Genomic DNA, 17,348 nt, shown 5'->3' with positions numbered 1-17,348 from the left:
CCCACCCCTCCACCACCCCAGGGAAGCCGATCGTGACCCACAGGGAGGCCGACGCCATGACCCCCGCACCCCGCACCGGAATCTGGCTCATCGGCGCCAGAGGCTCCGTCGCCACCACCACCGTCGCCGGCTGCGCCGCCCTCGTCGCCGGACTCCACCCGCCCACCGGCATGGCCACCGAAACCCCTGACCTCGCCCACGCCGGCCTCCCCCCACTCGCCTCCCTCGTCTTCGGCGGACACGACACCACCGACTGCGCCCTCCCCAAACGCGCCGAACAGCTCACCACCGCCGGAGTCCTCCCGTACGGCCTCGTCCCCGCCGTCACCCGCGAACTCGAAGCCGCCGACCAGGAGATCCGCCCCGGCGGACCCACCTCCGGCGACACCCGCACCGACGAACAACTCATCACCGCCTTCACCGACGACCTGACGGACTTCCGCCAGAGGATTGGCCTGGACCGCGTCGTGGTCGTCAATGTGGCCTCCACGGAGCCGGCGTCGGGGGGCGCCGGGCTCCCGCCCAGCAGCCTCTACGCCGCCGCCGCACTCCGCGCCGGATGCCCGTACGTCAACTTCACCCCGTCCACCGGCCTGCGGCACCCCGCCCTCGCCGCACCGCTCGCCACGAGCGGACTGCCCCACGCCGGCCGCGACGGCAAGACCGGACAGACCCTCCTCCGCGCCGTCCTCGCCCCGATGTTCCACCAGCGCGCCCTGACCGTACGCGCCTGGTCCGGCAGCAACCTCCTCGGCGGCGGCGACGGAGCCGCCCTCGCCGACCCGGCGGCCGCGGCCGCCAAGAACGCCGGCAAGGAACGCGTCCTCACCGACACCCTCGGCGCCGGCGTCGAAGGCCAGGTCCACATCGACGACGTCCCCGCCCTGGGGGAGTGGAAGACCGCCTGGGACCACATCGCCTTCGACGGCTTCCTCGGCACCCGCATGATCCTCCAGACCCTCTGGCAGGGCTGCGACTCCGCCCTCGCCGCCCCCCTCGTCCTCGACCTCGCCCGCCTCACGGCCCGCGCCCACGAACGGGGCCTCACCGGCCCCCTCGAAGACCTCGCCTTCTACTTCAAGGACCCGGAAGGCACCCCACCGGCCTCCCTTGCCGACCAGTACACCCGCCTCCTCACCTTCGGCCGGACGCTGGGCACGGCGACCCCGCGCACGGAGACGTCCCGATGACAGGGCCGGCCGGAAAGGCACGCGCCTGGGCGGAGCTCCTCCGCGTGTCGGCCCTCCTCTCGGTGCCCGGCGACGCCCTCGCGGGCGCGGCCGCCGCCGGCGTCCGCCCCGGGCGCGGCACGCTCCGCGCGATCGGCGCCTCGCTCTGCCTGTACGAGGCGGGGATGGCCCTCAACGACTGGGCCGACCGAGCGGAGGACGCCGCCGAACGCCCGCACCGCCCGCTGCCCTCCGGCCGCATCAGGCCCGGAGCCGCCCTCGCCGCCTCGGCCGCCCTGACAGCGACCGGCCTCGCCCTCGCCGCCCGGGCGGGCCGCCCGTCCCTCGCGGTCGCCACCGCCCTCGCCACCACGGTCTGGTCCTACGACCTCGGCCTCAAACACACCCCGGCGGGCCCCGCCACCATGGCCACGGCCCGAGCCCTGGACCTCCTCCTGGGCGCGACGGCCTCGACCGCCGAGAGGCCCGCGGCGCCCGGGGCCGGCGCGCTCGGCGGGACCACGGGATCCGCCCAGGCCGTGAAGCGTGCCGCTCCTTCAGCCGTTCTGCTCGGGGCCCACACCTATGCCGTCACCGCCGTCTCCCGGCACGAGACCCGGGGCGGCTCCAGCCGCGCCCCGCTCGCCGCGCTCGCCGTGACCCTGGCGGTGGCCGCTCGCCTCGGGCCCTCCTTCGCCCTGGCCTACGCCCGTACCCCCGCCACCCTCCTCCTGCACGCCGCGCTCAACCCGTCGGCAGCGCTCACCGAGCGGGCCGTCGGCGGCGGGATCCGGGCCACCATCCCGCTCCAGGCCGCGCTCGCCGCCCGTGCCGGATCGCCGGGAACCGCGCTCGCGTTGCTCGGTCTCGTCCCGGCCGCCCGCGCCCTCGCCCGGAAGGTGAGCCCCACATGAGCACCACAGGCCGCCCTACCGCACGCGCCGCCGACCGACCCACCGCAGGCCACACCGCCCGCCGTCCGACCGCACACACCGCCGGCCGCCCCACCACCCCGGCCTCCGCCGACCGCATCGAGCCCCGGGCCGACAGGCTCGCCCCGCGAGCCGCCGTTCGGCCCCGGCTTGGCTACGGAACCAACGGCCTCACCGATCTCCGGCTCGACGAGGCCCTCGGACTGCTCGCCGACCTCGGCTACGACGGCGTCGGGCTGACCCTCGACCACATGCACCTCGACCCGCTCGCACCCGCTCTGGCCGCCCGCACCGCCCGGGTCGCCCGCCGCCTGGGCGAACTCGGCCTCGGTGTCACCGTCGAGACCGGCGCCCGTTACGTCCTCGACCCGCGGCGTAAGCACGGTCCTTCCCTGCTCGACCCGGACCCCGAGGACCGCGCCGCCCGCGTCCGGCTGCTGTTGCGGGCCGTGCGCGTCGCGGCCGACCTCGGCGCCCACGCCGTGCACTGCTTCAGCGGCACCCTGCCCGCCGGCACCCCGTCCGACGAGGCCTGGAAACGGCTCGCCGCCTCATTCACCCCCGTCCTCGAGGCGGCCCGAGCCGCCCACGTCCCGCTGGCCGTCGAACCCGAACCCGGGCACCTCCTCGCCACTCTCGACGACTTCCACCACCTGCGAGGACTCCTCGGCGACCCCGAACCCGCCGTCCTCGGCCTCACCCTCGACATCGGTCACTGCCAGTGCCTCGAACCCCTCCCTCCCGCCGACTGCGTCCGAGCCGCCGCGCCCTGGGTGCACCACGTCCAGATCGAGGACATGCGCCGGGGCGTCCACGAACACCTGCCGTTCGGCGACGGAGAGATCGACTTCCCGCCGGTACTCGCCGCCCTCGCCGAACTCACCGCCGCCGGCTACCCCGGACTGACCGTCGTCGAACTGCCCCGGCACTCCCACGCCGGACCCGAACTCGCCCGCACCTCCCTCTCCTTCCTCCGCCGGGAGTCGCCGTCATGCTGACCGCCACCGCGCGCGCCTGGCTGGACTCCGCCCTCAAGGAAGCCGCCGCCCGCACCCCCGTGTGGGAGGAGCGCTTCGTCACCGCCGGACGGCACTGCGGCCGGACGGACACGGACGAGGCCCGCACCCTTCTCCTCCGCGCGGCCGACGCCGGCCCCGACACCCTGACCCGCCTCTACCACCACGGCACCGCGGCCGAGCGCCGCGCCGTCCTCCTGTCCCTCCCCGCCCTCGTCACCGGCCCCGAGGCCCTGCCCCTCGTCGAGGACGCCCTCCGCACCCACGACACCACCCTGATCGCCGCCGCCCTCGGCCCCTACGCCGCCACTCATCTCACGCCCCACGCCTGGCGGCACGCCCTCCTCAAATGTCTCTTCACCGGCGTTCCCGTCTCCGCCGTCGCCGGTCTCGCCGAGCGCGCCGCCGGTGACACCGAACTCGCCCGGATGCTCGCCGACCACGCCGCCGAACGCACCGCCGCCGGCCGCGCCGTCCCCGCCGATCTGTCCTTCGTCCTCGCCCTCACCACCACCGCCGCCGAGGAGTCCTGATGCGCATCTTCGACCCGCACATCCACATGACCTCGCGCACCACGGACGACTACCGGGCGATGTACGACGCCGGTGTCCGCGCCGTGGTCGAGCCGTCGTTCTGGCTCGGCCAGCCGCGGACCTCGCCCGCCTCCTTCCTCGACCACTTCGACTCGCTCCTCGGCTGGGAGCCCTACCGCGCCGCCCAGTACGGCATCTCCCACCACTGCACCCTCGCCCTCAACCCGAAGGAGGCCAACGACCCCCGCTGCACCCCCGTCCTGGACGCCCTGCCCCGCTATCTCGCCAAGGACGGTGTCGTGGCCGTCGGCGAGATCGGCTACGACTCCCTGACACCCGCCGAGGACACCGCTCTCGCCGCGCAGCTCCAGCTCGCCGCCGACCACGGACTGCCGGCGCTCGTCCACACCCCGCACCGCGACAAGCTGACCGGTCTGCGCCGCACGATCGACGTCCTGCGCGAGTCCGCGCTCGCCCCGGACCGCGTCCTCCTCGACCACCTCAACGAGACGACCGTCAAGGAGGCCGCCGACAGCGGCGCCTGGCTCGGCTTCTCCGTCTACCCCGACACCAAGATGGACGAGGACCGGACGGTCGCGATCCTCAAGGAGTACGGAACCGGGCGCGTCCTCGTGAACTCGGCCGCCGACTGGGGCAACAGCGACCCCCTCAAGACCCGCGCGGTCGCCGACGCCATGCTCACCGCCGGATTCACGGACGACGACGTCGACCAGGTCCTCTGGCGCAACCCCGTCGCCTTCTACGGCCTCAGCGGACGCCTCCGCCTCGACGTCCCCGCCCCGCCGGAGCTCCACGAGGGCAACTCCGTCCGCCGTGGCGGGGAATGAGGCGTCCCGATGCGCTTCCGGCACCCCGACGGCTCCACCGTCCACCTCTCCTACTGCACCAACGTGCACCCGGCGGAGACCCTCGACGGCGTGCTCGCCCAACTCCGCGACCACTGCGAGCCCGTCCGTCGCCGCCTCGGCCGCGACCGCCTCGGCATCGGACTCTGGCTGGCCCGCGACGCCGCCCGCACCCTCACCACCGACCCCGCGTCGCTCCGCGCCCTCCGCGCCGAGCTCGAACGCCGCGGACTCGAAGTGGTCACCCTGAACGGCTTCCCGTACGAAGGCTTCGGCGCCGACGAGGTCAAGTACCGCGTCTACCGGCCCGACTGGACCCGTCCCGAACGCCTCGCCCACACCACGGACCTGGCCCGGGTCCTCGCCGCGCTGCTTCCCGAGGACGTCACCGAAGGGTCCGTCTCCACCCTGCCCCTCGCCTGGCGGACCTCCTTCGACGCCGGGGCCGCCGCCCTCGCCCGTACCGCCCTGACCACCCTCGCCGGGCGCCTCGACGCCCTGGAGGAACTCACCGGGAGAAGCATCCGGATCGGGCTCGAACCGGAACCCGGATGCACCGTCGAGACCGTCGCCGACGCCGTCACCGCTCTCGCCGCCGTACCGAGTCCCCGCATCGGCGTCTGCCTCGACACCTGTCATCTCGCGACCTCCTTCGAAGACCCCCGTACCGCCCTGGACGCCCTCGCCGCCGCCGGCATCCCGGTACCCAAGGCCCAGCTCTCCGCCGCCCTACACGCCGAGCATCCGCACCTCCCCGAGGTCAGGGCGGCGCTCGCGGAGTTCGCCGAACCGCGCTTCCTCCACCAGACCCGCACCAGGACCGCCGCCGGCCTGCACGGCACCGACGACCTCCCCGAGGCCCTCGGCATCGCCGAGCGACCCGACCCGCCCGGTCTCCCCGACGCGACACCCTGGCGCGCCCACTTCCACGTACCGCTGCACGCCCCTCCCGCGCCTCCGCTCTCCTCCACGCTGCCCGTCCTCCAGGACGCCCTCGCCCTCCTCGTCGGCGGCCCGCACCCCCGCACCCACCACCTGGAGGTCGAGACGTACACCTGGCAGGCCCTTCCTGCCGACCGCCGGCCCCGGACCCGGGCCCGTCTCGCGGACGGCATCGCCGCCGAACTGACCCTGGCCCGCGACCTGCTGACCGACCTCGGCCTCAAGGAACTGCCATGAGCGACACCACACCCGCACCCACCCCCCTCCTGGTCCTCGACGTCGTCGGCCTCACCCCGCGGCTCCTGCCGCACATGCCCCACCTCGCCGCTCTCGCCCGCAGCGGCTCCCAGGCCCCGCTCTCCACCGTCCTGCCCGCCGTCACCTGCACCGCCCAGACCACCTTCCTCACCGGCACCCTCCCCGCCGAGCACGGCATCGTCGGCAACGGCTGGTACTTCCGGGACCTCGGCGACGTCCTGCTGTGGCGCCAGCACAACGGCCTCGTCTCCGGCGACCGCCTCTGGGACGCCGCCCGCCGCACCCACCCCGGCTACACCGTCGCCAACATCTGCTGGTGGTACGCCATGGGCGCCGACACCGACATCACCGTCACCCCCCGTCCCGTGTACTACGCCGACGGACGCAAGGAACCCGACTGCTACACCCGGCCCCCCGCCCTGCACGACGAACTCACCGAGAAGTTCGGCACCTTCCCCCTCTTCCACTTCTGGGGCCCCGGCGCCGACCTCGTCTCCAGCCGCTGGATCGTCGACGCCACCCGTCACATCCTCCGCACCCGCCGCCCCGACCTCGCCCTCTGCTACGTCCCGCACCTCGACTACGACCTCCAGCGCCACGGCCCCGACGACCCGCGGTCCTTCCGCGCCGCGGCGGAGCTCGACACCGTCCTCGCCCCGCTCCTCGCCGAGGCGCGGGCCGAGGGCCGCACGGTCGTCGTCCTCTCCGAGTACGGCATCACCCGCGTCGACCGCCCCGTCGACATCAACCGCGCGCTGCGCCGGGCCGGCCTCCTGGAGGTCCACACCCAGGAAGGCATGGAGTACCTGGACCCCATGACGTCACGGGCCTTCGCCGTCGCCGACCACCAGATCGCCCACGTGTACGTCCGGCGCCCCGCGGACCTGCCGGCCGTCCGGGAAGCCCTCGAAGACCTGCCCGGTCTCGAACGGCTCCTCGACGACGACGGCAAGAAGGAGCACGGCCTCGACCACCCGCGCTCGGGAGAGCTCATCGCCGTCGCCGAGCCCGACGCCTGGTTCACGTACTACTACTGGCTCGACGACGCCCGCGCCCCCGACTTCGCCCGGCTCGTCGAGATCCACCGCAAACCCGGCTACGACCCCGCCGAACTCCTCATGGACCCGCTCGACCCCTACGTACGGATCAAGGCCGCCAGGGAGATCGCCCGCAAGAAGCTGGGTATGCGGTACCGGCTCGCGGTCGTCCCTCTCGACCCCTCACCTCTTCGCGGCAGCCATGGCCGCCTCCCCACGAGCGATGACGAAAGTCCGCTCATCCTGTGCTCCACCCCCCGCGCCCTGGACGGCCGCGTCGCGGCCACCGATGTGAAGAACCTGCTGCTCAGCCTTGCCGGAGTCGTCTGAGACCCCGACTCGACTCCGTCTCGAATCCAGCTGAATCCAGTGAAGCAGGCCCCAACGACAGCCAAGGAGTTATCCACAGATGAGTCGTATCCGTCGAACCGAAGCCGTCACCGACCCCGAGCTCGTCCACAGGCTCAGCAGGCGGAACATGCTGGGCGTCGCCGCCGGCGCGACCGCCGCCGCCCTCCTGGGATCGGCGGCCACCCCCGCCGCTGCCGCCACCGCCCCGGTCCCCGAGACACAGGGCCGCGGGCACGGCCGCCCCGTCCTGCCGCCCGGCCGCCTCGGCATCCAGCTCTACTCGCTGCGCGACAAGGTCGCGACCCTCGGCTTCGCCGCCGTCTTCGCCGAACTGCAGAGATACGGCTACGACGAGGTCGAGTACGCGGGCTACGGGCAGGGAGCCGCCGGCCCCCTCTCCCTCGCGGAGCTCAGGCGCCTCACCCGTGACCACGGACTGCGTCCCATCGGCAGCCACGTCGGCTACTACTCCGGCGACCCCGCCGCGTACACCTTCGCCCAGAACCTCGACCGCGTCCTCGACGACGCCGCGGCGCTCGGCCTGCCGCACATCGGCACCGCCTCCGGGCCCTGGCGCTACGGTTCCACCGTCGACGGCTGGAAGCGCTGCGCCGAGGAGTTCAACCGGTTCGGCGCGGAGGCGAAGAAGCGCGGCATGAAGTTCTACCAGCACAACCACTCGGAGGAGTTCTCCTTCGCCACCGACCGCCCCGACGTGCGTCTCTACGACGTCCTCCTCGCCGAGACCGACCCCGACCTGGTGTTCCTGGAGATGGACATCTTCTGGGCGTACGTCGGTCAGCACCGCTACTCCACGCGCCCGGACGGCACCCCCGCCCCCTTCGATCCCCTCGACTACGTCCTCGCCCAGCCCCACCGGTTCCCGCTCTTCCACGTCAAGGACGGCGACCGTGACGACTCGGTCGTGCCCTACGGGTACCGCATGACGGACGTCGGGGACGGTGACATCGACTACCGGCGCTTCATCTCGGCGGTCAACCGCACCCACCACGGCCGGCACGCCCACCACTGGCAGACCGAGCGGGACAACCCCGTCGACTCCCTGAGCTTCGCCCGCAGGTCCAGCGCCCACCTCCACTCCCTGCGGGAGAAGAACGGCTGAGCCGCCGGCGCGGCGCGTACACGGTCGGCGACGGTCCGTGCGCGGGGCGGGGCGGCCCGGAGCCGATCAAGGAGAAAGGGGTCGCCCCACGGGCCGCCCCACCCCACTGACCACGGAAAACGCGGGTGAAAGGCACCTCGAACCCCTGGTAGAGTTACATCTGTCGCCGCGAGGGAAACCCGAAGCGACAGACACCTTGTCCGGGTGGCGGAATGGCAGACGCGCTAGCTTGAGGTGCTAGTGCCCTTTATCGGGCGTGGGGGTTCAAGTCCCCCCTCGGACACCAGCGGAAATGCCGGTCGATCTTCGGATCGACCGGCATTTTCCATGTGTGCGCGGGAGCGGTGGCCCCCTCGGCGTTGTCGGTGGGCAGCCCTAGGGTGGGCGGATGTGCGCACACCGTATTGACCGACCCGTCGATCTCGACGTCGTCCGCGAGTCCTATGACCGGGTGGCTGACAACTACGCCGACATGGTGGTGACGACGGGGATCGGTGACATCCGTCGTCATCCCTGGCTCAAGGCGTCCATCGACGCGTTCGCCGACACCGTGGGCGAGCTGGGGCCCGTCCTCGACGTCGGCTGTGGGCCCGGCACGGTCACCGCGTACCTCGACGAACGCGGTCTCGACGTGTCCGGAGTCGATCTCTCGCCCCGCATGATCGAGAACGCGCGCCGGCTCCACCCGCGGTGCCGCTTCAGCGTCGGGTCCGCCACCGATCTCCGCCTGGCGGAGGCGTCCCTCGGCGGCGTACTCGGGTGGTGGTCCCTGTTCAACCTGCCCCGCGAGGTCCTTCCTCAGGTCCTCGCCCAGTTCGCGTGGGCCCTCAAGCCGGGCGGGCAGTTCATCACCGCCACCCACGTCGGCGACGAGGACAAGGTGCGCACGGAGGCCTACGGAGGGGTACCGGTTCGCTGGACGACGCACCAATGGCGGCCGGAACAGCTCGTGGGCCTGATCGAGGAGGCCGGACTGCGCCCGGTCGCCGAACTCCGGCTCCCTCCGGAGGAGTACAGCGGTCCGGGTGTGGTCGTGATGGCGGAGCGCCCCGCCTGAGGGCGTCACCTGGTCCCGCCGCGTGGTCCCCTACTTCTTCCGTGCCATCACAAGCCGGCACCGGGGGCTTCCGTCCTCCCTGCGCCCCAGGGTCTCGACCGGGGTGAGGGACACCTCGAAGCCGGCGCTCTCCAGGCGGCTGCGGACGTCCGCGAGGCGGAAGGTCCGGTAGTACATGACGAACGGCGGGCGCCGGACGGCGTTGCGGACGCGCATCGCGGCGTCGAAGCCCCACAGGGTCCAGTAGAGGCGGGATCCGACCGGGGGTGGGGCCGGGAGCGGGAAGGCGAAGGTGCCGCCGGGACGGAGGGCGCCGTGGACCTGGGCGAACAGGGTCCGCTGGGCGTCGGGGAGGAAATGGCCGAAGGCGCCGAAGCTGACCGCCAGGTCGAAGACGGGGGCGAAGGGCAGGGCGAGCGCGTCGGCGCGGACCAGGTCGGCGGTGGGGTGGGCGGCGCGGGCCCGGTTCAGCATGCCCGTACTGAAGTCGACGCCCGTGATCCGGTCCGTACAGAGGGAGCGGAGGACGCCGAGTCCTGCGCCGGTGCCGCAGCAGACGTCGAGGCCCGATGCGAAGGGCCCGAAGGGCTCGAGGGTGCGGGTGACGGCTGCCAGGAGGCGGTCGGAGGTACGGAAGGGGGTGGCGTCGAAGGCGTCCGCGAGCAGGTCGTAGCCGTGCTCGACCGAGGAGAGGGCCTGGACGGTCAGCTCGCGGAGGGTGGGACCCTGCGGGGTGAACATGTCCCCGACCCTATGCCGTCCGCGCGCGTGCGCCGAAGCGCCAGGGCCTCACAGCGTCCGGGCGTCCGTGCGTCAGAGCACGCCGGGCCCCGGCCGGAGGTCCCTGCGGTCAGAGTGCGCTGCCCACCGGCGGTGCCGTCCAGGACGGTGCGATTCCGGTCAGCTGGCAGACCAGCAGGTAGAGGGGGATCGGCGGGGTGTACGGCGAGGTGCCGTCGGGGTGGTGGATGAGGCGCGGCCCGCGGTCCGGGATCTCGGCGCCCGGTGCGTAGCAGGCGGGCAGGGGCCAGGTCAGGTCGTGGTCGGAGCCGGCCGGGACGAGCCACCACCACCAGTCGGAGTCGGCGTAGACGCAGCCCTTGGCGGGGAGCCGGGAGAGGATCTTGAAGCCGAAGCGGGCGGGGACGCCGACGGCGTCGCAGCCGAGCCCGGTGTGCAGTCCGACGGGGACGGCGAGGCGGGTGGCGCCCAGTTCGCGGGGGCGGGCGGAGCCTGAGGTACCGGGGCGGAGTCCGGTGGACACACGGGGTTCCGGCGCGCGGTCGGGGGACCTGCGGGTCCTGGGAAGCAGCGGGATCATGCGGGTGGCCATCGACCTCAGCACGGTTCCCCCATGCCGTGGGCAAGCTCCGCCCAGACGACCTGGGCCGTGCCGTGTCCGGTGCGGTCGGCGCCCCAGGCGGTGCACAGCGCGTCGACGATGAGGAGTCCGCGGCCGCGTTCCTCCTCGCCGCAGTCGCGTATCCGCGGTCCCGCCGGGCCGCCCTCGTCGCGCACGGCTATCCGCAGTGTCTCCTCGTCCTCGCGGATCTCGCAGATGACCCGGTCGCTCGCGGTGTGCACCACGGCGTTGGTGACGAGCTCGGAGACGACCAGGGCCACCGTGTCACGTATGTCGGGGCCGCAGCCCCAGAGGATGAGCCGCTCCTCGGCGAGTCTGCGGGCGCGTGCGACGGACGCGGTGAGGGCCGGGAGCTCGAAGGCGAAGCGGCGGACGGTATCGGCGTGCGGCTGTGGGCGCTGGGCCATGACCCGAGGGGCTCGAGGGCTCATGAGACCTGAGGGCTGCGCGTTACCAGAAGCCACGACCGGTTCCTCACAACAGTGGGCAGGAGTGCCGTACGGCGCTGTCGCCGTGGCGCGGTGGCGCACGGCGGCAGCGTGTACTGGTTCACCGGAACACTGTCCTCCTGAGTCGGACACTTGGCAAGTGGCACTCTGGAAATTGCAGAGTGCCGTGTTCTCTCTGGCCCGGCTTCGTGGCACACTCATCGAAACAGTGCGTCGGGGAGGTCTGAGAGTGAGCGAGCCGCGGTCCGCCCCCACGGTGGGACAGGTCGTTCTCGGGAGGCGCCTGCAGGATCTGCGGGAGCGCGCCGGCCTGAAGAGGGAAGAGGCCGCGAAGATCCTCCGGGTGGCCCCGGCCACCGTCCGGCGGATGGAGACCGCCGAGGTCGCGCTGAAGATTCCGTATGTGCAGCTCCTGTTGAAGGAGTACGGGATCACGGACTCCGAGGCGGAGGGCTTCATCGCCCTCGCGGAGGAGGCCAACCTCCCCGGCTGGTGGCAGCGGTTCCACGACGTGCTGCCCGGCTGGTTCTCGATGTACGTGAGCCTGGAGGGGGCCGCGAGCCTCATCCGGGCGTACGAACCCCAGTTCATCCCCGGTCTGCTCCAGACCGCGGACTACGCCCGCGCGATTCTGCGCAGCGGGGCGGTCGGTGGCGGCAGCGATGCCGACAGGGATGAGGAGACCGAGCGGCATGTAGCCCTGCGGATGGAGCGCCAGGCCCTGTTGACCAGGGAGGACGCCCCGAAGTTCTGGGTGATCATGGACGAGACGGTGTTCCGCCGACCGGTCGGCGCCGGGCCCGAAGTGATGCGCGACCAGCTCGACCGGCTGCTCGAAGCGTCCGAGCTGCCGAACGTCACCCTGCAGATCGCGGAGTTCGCGTCCGGCCACCACCCCGGCACCTACGGACCGTTCGTCCTCTTCCGCTTCGCCATGCCGGAGCTCCCGGACATGGTCTACAGCGAGTACCTGACCGGCGCCGTCTATCTCGACGCGCGCCCCGAGGTGGCATCCCACCTGGAGGTCATGGACCGCATGGCGGCTCAGGCCGCGACTGCACAACGCACGAAGGAGATTCTCCGGAATCTCCGCGAGGAGCTGTGAATGGATCGCATATACAACGGCATGCCCGCCGCTGAGCTCGGTGCCGAGGGCTGGCACAAGCCGTGGAGCGGCGGGAACGGGGGCAACTGCGTCGAGGCCATGAAGCTGGCCGACGGCAGGGTCGCCGTGCGACAGTCCGCAGACCCTGAAGGACCCGCGCTCATCTACACCCACGGGGAGATCGCCGCATTCATCCAGGGGGCCAAATCCGGTCAGGCTGACTTTCTGCTCACCTGACCCCTTCCGTCGCACCCGCACCGTCGCGTAACTCTTGCTGTAGCGCCACCCGTTCATCCCGACCAGGAGAGCCGATGACCCAGGACCCCGCAGCACAGCGGAGTGAGATACGGATCGACACCAGCACGCCGCACCCGGCGCGCATGTACGACTGGTTCCTGGGCGGCAAGGACAACTATCCGGTCGACGAGGCGATGGCCCGTCAGCTGCTGACCGTCGACGCCCGGGGCAGGGACATGGCCCGCGTCAACCGGGCCTTCATGCACCGCGCCATCCGCTGGCTCAGCGCCCACGGCGTCCGCCAGTACCTGGACGTCGGTACGGGCATCCCGACCGAGCCCAACCTGCACCAGATCGCGCAGGAGGTCGCGCCGGACTCCCGCATCGTCTACTGCGACAACGACCCGATCGTGCTCGCGCACGCGGCCGCCCTGCTGCGCTCGACCCCCGAAGGGGCCACCGAGTACATCCAGGCGGACGCCCGCCAGCCCGAGATCATCCTCGAAAGGGCCGGAAAGGTCCTTGATTTCGACCAGCCCATCGCGCTGTCGATGCTCGCCCTGCTGCACTTCGTCGGGGACGAGGACGGCGCGTACGAGCTGGTCTCCAAGATCGTCGAGAAGCTCGCGCCGGGCAGCTACCTGGTCCTCTCCCATGTCACCGGGGACTTCGACCCGGAGGGCGCGGCGAAGGCTGCGGCGATGTACAAGGCGCGCGGGCTGACCCTGCGGCCCCGCTCGCGGGACGAACTGGCCGCGTTCTTCGACGGTCTGGAGTTCGTCGAGCCGGGGGTCTCGCTCACCGCCGAGTGGCACCCGGAGCTGGGCGAGCCCGTTCCGGTCCAGGGCGACGACCCCATCCCGGGATGGGCCGGGGTGGCCCGCAAGCCCTGACCCGATCCGTACGGAGGGGGCCCGCCGAGCTGTCGGCGGGCCTCCTCGCGTTCCCGGCCCGTTCTACGGCTTCACCAGCGTCACCAGGAAGCTTCGCGCCGGGCCGACGTTGCCGGCCGCGTCGATCGTGCGGTACTCGATCCGGTGCGTGCCGTAGTCGGGGGTCGCGTCGTCCCACGGTACGACCCGGCTGCGGCCCAGCTTCCCGTACACGAGGTCGTCGATCACCGTGCCGCCCGGCGTGAAGAGGAACGGCGCGGCGGCGTCCGTCGGCCAGCCGTAGTACGTGTACCAGCCGTCGCCGTCCACCCGGAACTGGCTGACGACAGCGCCCTCCTGGTCGTCCCTCGCGGTCAGCCGCATCGTGAACGGGCCGTCGTGGACGTACTCCACGGGCCGCCCGGGGCGCCGTACGGTCCGCAGCGGCTCGGACAGTTCGTACGTGGCCGTGGCAGGGCGGGCGTCCACCGTCCAGCGCAACTCCTCGTCCGTACCGACGAGTCGGGCGGTCAGGGTGTGGGTCCCGGGAGTCAGACCGAAGCGACGCAGGTCCAGGTCACGGTCGTTGGGGCCGGTCGCGACGGGACGGCCGTCGAGGCGCCACCGCACGGCCGGTGTGCCGTCCACCGGGTGGGTGGTGTCCGCGTGGACGACGGTCCGGGCCCCGACGGGCGAACCGGTGGGGGTGTGGCCGGTGAACGCGGCCCGGGTCCCGTCCGGCACGGTGGTCAGGGACGGGTCGACCGTCCAGCTCACGGTCCGGGTGAGGGCCGCGGAGGCGCGGACCGCCGGGTCGCGGACGAAGGGCGTCGGGTCGGTGACCGTCGCCGTGAGGCGGTGCGCCCCGGGGGAGAGCCGCAGCTTCCGCAGGTCGACGGTGCGGGCGCCGTCCGTGGGCAGCGTCCGGCCGTCGAGACGCCAGCTCACGGTGAGCGGACCGCCCACCGGGTGCAGGGTGTCCACCCAGACCGTCCGGTCCGCCCCGAGCGGCGCCGCGTTCGGCGTGTGCTCCTGGACCAGGTTCACCTTCGCGGAGATCGCCCGGACCATGACCTCGCGCTCCACCTGGTCGAAGGAGTAGCCGAGGGTCTTCATCAGCGAGTGCCGGCTCGGACGCCAGACACCCTTCGTGCTGTACAGGCCGCCCTCGTGGCGTCCGATGACCCCGCCCGACTCGCTCTCCTCGCCGAGCCACCGCCACCACTTGGCCCGCCGCTCCCGCATCTGAGCTTCCGTCAGGAGCGTGTGGTGGGCGGAGGAGGGCTCCGGGCCGGAGTACTCCCCGCCGGGGACGCCCCGCGCGTAGTAGTCGTACTCGTCCTGGAGGCCGCCGAGCGAATGGCCGATCTCGTGCGGGGTGATGAGCGAGGAGAGCGCGTTCCCGCCGGAAGCGGTGGCGTAACCGCCGCCCGCGCCGCCGTAGGTGGAGCTGTGCGCGAGGGCGACGACCTGCCGGTTGGCGCGGTTCGTGCCGGGGACGAGGTCGGCGAGCGCGGCCGCCTTCCCGCTGTCGACGGTCAGGAGGCGCTGCACGCTGTCCGGGTCGCAGCCGCCCCAGAAGCCCATGTCGAGCGCGGTGTCGCGGGCGGGGGCGTCGAGACCGGGGTCGCAGTCCACACCCGACTCGGCCGAAGGGGCCTCCACCGCCCACACGTTGATGTACGAGCGGTACGAGGCGAAGGGCTCGACGCTCCACAAGGTGTTCAGATGCCGTTCGAGGTCCGCCCGGAACGCCGGCATCTCCGCCGCGGTGTAGCCGTCGCCCATGAACACCAGATTGAACCGCCGGTCCGCGGGCCCGGTGGTCTGGACGGGAACGACGACCGGACCGTCCCCCCGCGTCGGTGTCTCCGCGGCCGCCGGTACGGTGCCCACCAGGCCGGCGGCCAGCAGACAGGCCGTGACGAGGCGGGCCACCTCTCGCCGAACACCCTTGTTCTGTGAGGTCATGGGGCGCGAGCCTAGGCCGCGCCCCCGGCGCCGTAAAGATGTTCGCCAGCCGTACGGCTCCGCGACGACTTCCGGGAGGGCGGGCGCCGGCTCAGTGCCGTAGGTACGCCAGACCCGCGTGCTCCGCCGTGTAGCCGTCCACGAGCCTGCGGGCCACCGCCACCGAGTCGACCAGCGGATGCAGGGCGAAGGCCTTGACCGCGGTCGCCCGCGAGCCGCTCTCCGCCGCCGCGAGGACCTCCCGCTCCACCGCCTTCACCGCCGTCACCAACCCCACCGCGTGGTACGGCAGCGGGGAGACGGACACCGGATGGGCGCCGTTCGCGTCCACGACGCAGGGCACCTCGATCACCGCGTCCGCGTCGAGCGCGGCGAGCGTCGTGCCGTTGCGCACGTTGAGGATGAGCGTGGCCCGTTCGTCGCGCGCCACCGCCCGCATGAGAGCGAGCGCCACCTTCTCGTAGCCGCCCGACTCCAGGTCCTCCTCGTCACGGTCCCCGATCCCCGCGGCCTCCCGGTTCGCCGCCATGTAGGTGGCCTCGCGGTCGGCGAGCGTACGGTGCCAGGCGGCCAGGGCCGGGGTGTCCGGCTTCGCCATCTCCTCGTAGAAGGCTCCCTGCTGGTCGCGGAGATAGGCGCCGCGGGTCCGCTCGGCGGTGCGGTAGGCGTGCACGGCCTCCCGGTTGAAGTAGTAGTAGTGCAGGTACTCGTTGGGGATCGCGCCGAGCGAGCGCAGCCATTCAGGGCCGAAGAGCCTGCCCTCCTCGAAGGAGCCGAGGGCCTCCTCGTCGGCGAGCAGCCGGGGCAGTTCGTCGCGGCCGCCGACCCGCAGGCCCCGCAGCCAGCCCAGGTGGTTGAGGCCCACGTAGTCGATCCAGGCCTCGTCCGGGTCGGCGCCGAGAATGCGGGCGACCCGGCGGCCGAGGCCCACGGGGGAGTCGCAGATGCCGACGACCCGGTCGCCGAGGATCCGGGACATCGCCTCCGTGACCAGGCCCGCCGGGTTGGTGAAGTTGATGACCCAGGCGTCCGGGGCGAGCGCGGCGATCCTGCGGGCCACGTCCACCGCGACGGGCACGGTCCGCAGCCCGTACGCGATGCCGCCCGCCCCCACCGTCTCCTGGCCGAGCACCCCTTCGGCGAGCGCGATCCGCTCGTCGGCGGCCCGGCCCTCCAGACCGCCGACCCGGATCGCGGAGAACACGAAGTCCGCCCCGCGCAGCGCCTCGTCCAGGTCCGTCGTCGCCGTCACCCCGGGCGCGTCCGGCACCCCCTCGGCCTGATCCGCGAGGACCCTGGCGATGGCCGAGAGCCGCCCCTCGTCGAGGTCGTACAGGGTGACGTGGGTGACCCGTCCCTCGGCGTGGTCGCCGAGGAGAGCCCCGTACACCAGCGGCACCCGGAACCCGCCGCCTCCGAGAATCGTCAGTTTCATGTTCGTACGCTACTCGGACGCCTCCTCCGAGCAGCGGGATTCCGGACCGGCGTCCACGGAGGCGTCCACATGCCGGGCGCCGACGCGCGTTCCCGGTGGGGGAGGCGGCCACATGCCGGACGCCGCCCCGCGTCACCGGTGGGGGAGAATGACCGCATGTCCCGACGCAAGACCCGCCCCCGTACGACCTCCGTCGCGGCCCCCGCCGTGACCGCGGCCTCGCCCTGCCCCTGCGGCCTCGACGCCCCGTACGGCGCGTGCTGCGGCCGGTTCCACGCGGGAACGGGCGGCACGGCGCCCACCGCCGAACTGCTCATGCGCTCCCGCTACAGCGCCTTCGTCGTCCGCGACGAGGCCTATCTGCTCCGTACGTGGGCGCCGGAGACCCGTCCGGCCGAGGTCGGCTTCGACCCGGGACTGCGCTGGACCGGCCTGGAGATCGAGGAGGCCACCGAGGGCACGGCCTTCCATCAGCGCGGTACCGTGCGCTTCACGGCGCGCTACGTCCAGGACGGCGAGCCCGGCGCGATGAGCGAGCACAGCCGCTTCGCCCGCCACGAGGGCGCCTGGGTGTACGTGGACGGCGACGTCACCCCGTAAGAGGGCGACGTCACTTCGTAAGACGGGCGACG

18 protein-coding genes and 1 tRNA gene are annotated in these 17,348 nt (G+C 72.7%); 14 read left to right on the top strand and 5 right to left on the bottom strand.

What is annotated here, in order from left to right:
- Positions 1 to 56: 56 nt before the first annotated feature.
- The 10 genes from ACZ4VK_RS11645 to ACZ4VK_RS11600 all read left to right on the top strand — a co-directional run bounded on the left by ACZ4VK_RS11645 (position 57) and on the right by ACZ4VK_RS11600 (position 9,284).
- Positions 57 to 1,190, top strand: a complete 1,134-nt coding sequence (locus tag ACZ4VK_RS11645) for an inositol-3-phosphate synthase (RefSeq protein WP_468352007.1) — start codon at positions 57 to 59, stop codon at positions 1,188 to 1,190.
- Complete coding sequence (locus tag ACZ4VK_RS11640; RefSeq protein WP_468351016.1) at positions 1,187 to 2,083, top strand: SCO3242 family prenyltransferase; 897 nt, start codon at positions 1,187 to 1,189, stop codon at positions 2,081 to 2,083. Before ACZ4VK_RS11645 ends, ACZ4VK_RS11640 begins: the two co-directional genes overlap by 4 nt.
- Positions 2,080 to 3,099, top strand: coding sequence for a sugar phosphate isomerase/epimerase family protein (locus tag ACZ4VK_RS11635; RefSeq protein WP_468351014.1), 1,020 nt, complete (start codon positions 2,080 to 2,082; stop codon positions 3,097 to 3,099). Before ACZ4VK_RS11640 ends, ACZ4VK_RS11635 begins: the two co-directional genes overlap by 4 nt.
- Positions 3,093 to 3,650 carry an EboA domain-containing protein gene (locus ACZ4VK_RS11630; RefSeq protein WP_468351012.1) on the top strand — a complete coding sequence of 186 codons (558 nt, stop codon included), beginning with the start codon at positions 3,093 to 3,095 and terminating at the stop codon, positions 3,648 to 3,650. The genes ACZ4VK_RS11635 and ACZ4VK_RS11630 overlap by 7 nt, the downstream gene beginning before the upstream one ends.
- Positions 3,650 to 4,498: a TatD family hydrolase gene (locus ACZ4VK_RS11625; protein ID WP_468351010.1), complete on the top strand. Its 849-nt coding sequence runs from the start codon at positions 3,650 to 3,652 to the stop codon at positions 4,496 to 4,498. Before ACZ4VK_RS11630 ends, ACZ4VK_RS11625 begins: the two co-directional genes overlap by 1 nt.
- Positions 4,499 to 4,507: 9 nt before the next feature.
- Positions 4,508 to 5,695 (top strand): metabolite traffic protein EboE, encoded by a 1,188-nt coding sequence (gene eboE / locus ACZ4VK_RS11620; RefSeq protein WP_468351009.1) that lies wholly within the window; start codon positions 4,508 to 4,510, stop codon positions 5,693 to 5,695.
- Positions 5,692 to 7,083, top strand: a complete 1,392-nt coding sequence (locus ACZ4VK_RS11615) for a nucleotide pyrophosphatase/phosphodiesterase family protein (RefSeq protein ID WP_468351007.1) — start codon at positions 5,692 to 5,694, stop codon at positions 7,081 to 7,083. The genes eboE and ACZ4VK_RS11615 overlap by 4 nt, the downstream gene beginning before the upstream one ends.
- A 79-nt stretch (positions 7,084 to 7,162) precedes the next feature.
- Positions 7,163 to 8,227, top strand: coding sequence for a sugar phosphate isomerase/epimerase family protein (locus tag ACZ4VK_RS11610; protein WP_468351006.1), 1,065 nt, complete (start codon positions 7,163 to 7,165; stop codon positions 8,225 to 8,227).
- 198 nt (positions 8,228 to 8,425) lie between these two features.
- A tRNA-Leu gene (locus tag ACZ4VK_RS11605) sits at positions 8,426 to 8,513 on the top strand.
- Between the two features lie 102 nt (positions 8,514 to 8,615).
- Complete coding sequence (locus ACZ4VK_RS11600; RefSeq protein WP_468351004.1) at positions 8,616 to 9,284, top strand: class I SAM-dependent methyltransferase; 669 nt, start codon at positions 8,616 to 8,618, stop codon at positions 9,282 to 9,284.
- Positions 9,285 to 9,314: 30 nt separating this feature from the next.
- On the opposite strand, the gene ACZ4VK_RS11595 is transcribed toward ACZ4VK_RS11600, so the two are convergent.
- The 3 genes from ACZ4VK_RS11595 to ACZ4VK_RS11585 form a co-directional block, all read right to left on the bottom strand.
- Positions 9,315 to 10,025 carry a class I SAM-dependent methyltransferase gene (locus tag ACZ4VK_RS11595; protein WP_468351002.1) on the bottom strand — a complete coding sequence of 237 codons (711 nt, stop codon included), beginning with the start codon at positions 10,023 to 10,025 and terminating at the stop codon, positions 9,315 to 9,317.
- A 109-nt stretch (positions 10,026 to 10,134) separates the two neighbouring features.
- The gene (locus ACZ4VK_RS11590; protein ID WP_468351000.1) at positions 10,135 to 10,617 is read right to left on the bottom strand and encodes a hypothetical protein; all 483 of its coding nucleotides are present in this window, start codon (positions 10,615 to 10,617) and stop codon (positions 10,135 to 10,137) included.
- A gap of 5 nt (positions 10,618 to 10,622) precedes the next feature.
- Positions 10,623 to 11,054, bottom strand: coding sequence for an ATP-binding protein (locus ACZ4VK_RS11585; RefSeq protein WP_468350999.1), 432 nt, complete (start codon positions 11,052 to 11,054; stop codon positions 10,623 to 10,625).
- Positions 11,055 to 11,325: 271 nt separating this feature from the next.
- On the opposite strand from ACZ4VK_RS11585, the gene ACZ4VK_RS11580 reads away from it, so the two are divergent.
- The 3 genes from ACZ4VK_RS11580 (at position 11,326) to ACZ4VK_RS11570 (ending at position 13,331) form a co-directional block, all read left to right on the top strand.
- The gene (locus ACZ4VK_RS11580) at positions 11,326 to 12,201 is read left to right on the top strand and encodes a helix-turn-helix domain-containing protein (protein WP_468350997.1); all 876 of its coding nucleotides are present in this window, start codon (positions 11,326 to 11,328) and stop codon (positions 12,199 to 12,201) included.
- Positions 12,202 to 12,438 carry a DUF397 domain-containing protein gene (locus ACZ4VK_RS11575; protein ID WP_015037566.1) on the top strand — a complete coding sequence of 79 codons (237 nt, stop codon included), beginning with the start codon at positions 12,202 to 12,204 and terminating at the stop codon, positions 12,436 to 12,438.
- Between the two features lie 74 nt (positions 12,439 to 12,512).
- Positions 12,513 to 13,331, top strand: coding sequence for an SAM-dependent methyltransferase (locus ACZ4VK_RS11570; RefSeq protein WP_468350995.1), 819 nt, complete (start codon positions 12,513 to 12,515; stop codon positions 13,329 to 13,331).
- Positions 13,332 to 13,394: 63 nt separating this feature from the next.
- Here ACZ4VK_RS11570 and ACZ4VK_RS11565 read toward each other — a convergent pair whose 3' ends face one another.
- Together ACZ4VK_RS11565 and ACZ4VK_RS11560 are read right to left on the bottom strand one after the other, a co-directional pair.
- A complete protein-coding gene (locus tag ACZ4VK_RS11565; protein WP_468350993.1) occupies positions 13,395 to 15,281 on the bottom strand; it encodes a M64 family metallopeptidase in 1,887 nt (628 codons plus the stop codon).
- Between the two features lie 91 nt (positions 15,282 to 15,372).
- Positions 15,373 to 16,716: a 6-phospho-beta-glucosidase gene (locus tag ACZ4VK_RS11560; RefSeq protein ID WP_468350992.1), complete on the bottom strand. Its 1,344-nt coding sequence runs from the start codon at positions 16,714 to 16,716 to the stop codon at positions 15,373 to 15,375.
- 156 nt (positions 16,717 to 16,872) lie between these two features.
- Here ACZ4VK_RS11560 and ACZ4VK_RS11555 point away from each other — a divergent pair, with 156 nt between their 5' ends.
- Positions 16,873 to 17,316: a YchJ family protein gene (locus tag ACZ4VK_RS11555; RefSeq protein WP_468350990.1), complete on the top strand. Its 444-nt coding sequence runs from the start codon at positions 16,873 to 16,875 to the stop codon at positions 17,314 to 17,316.
- The last annotated feature ends 32 nt before the right edge of the window (positions 17,317 to 17,348 follow it).

It is taken from the genome of Streptomyces sp. NPDC028711 (genome assembly GCF_055565415.1).
This window is presented reverse-complemented; position numbering and strand designations above follow the sequence as displayed.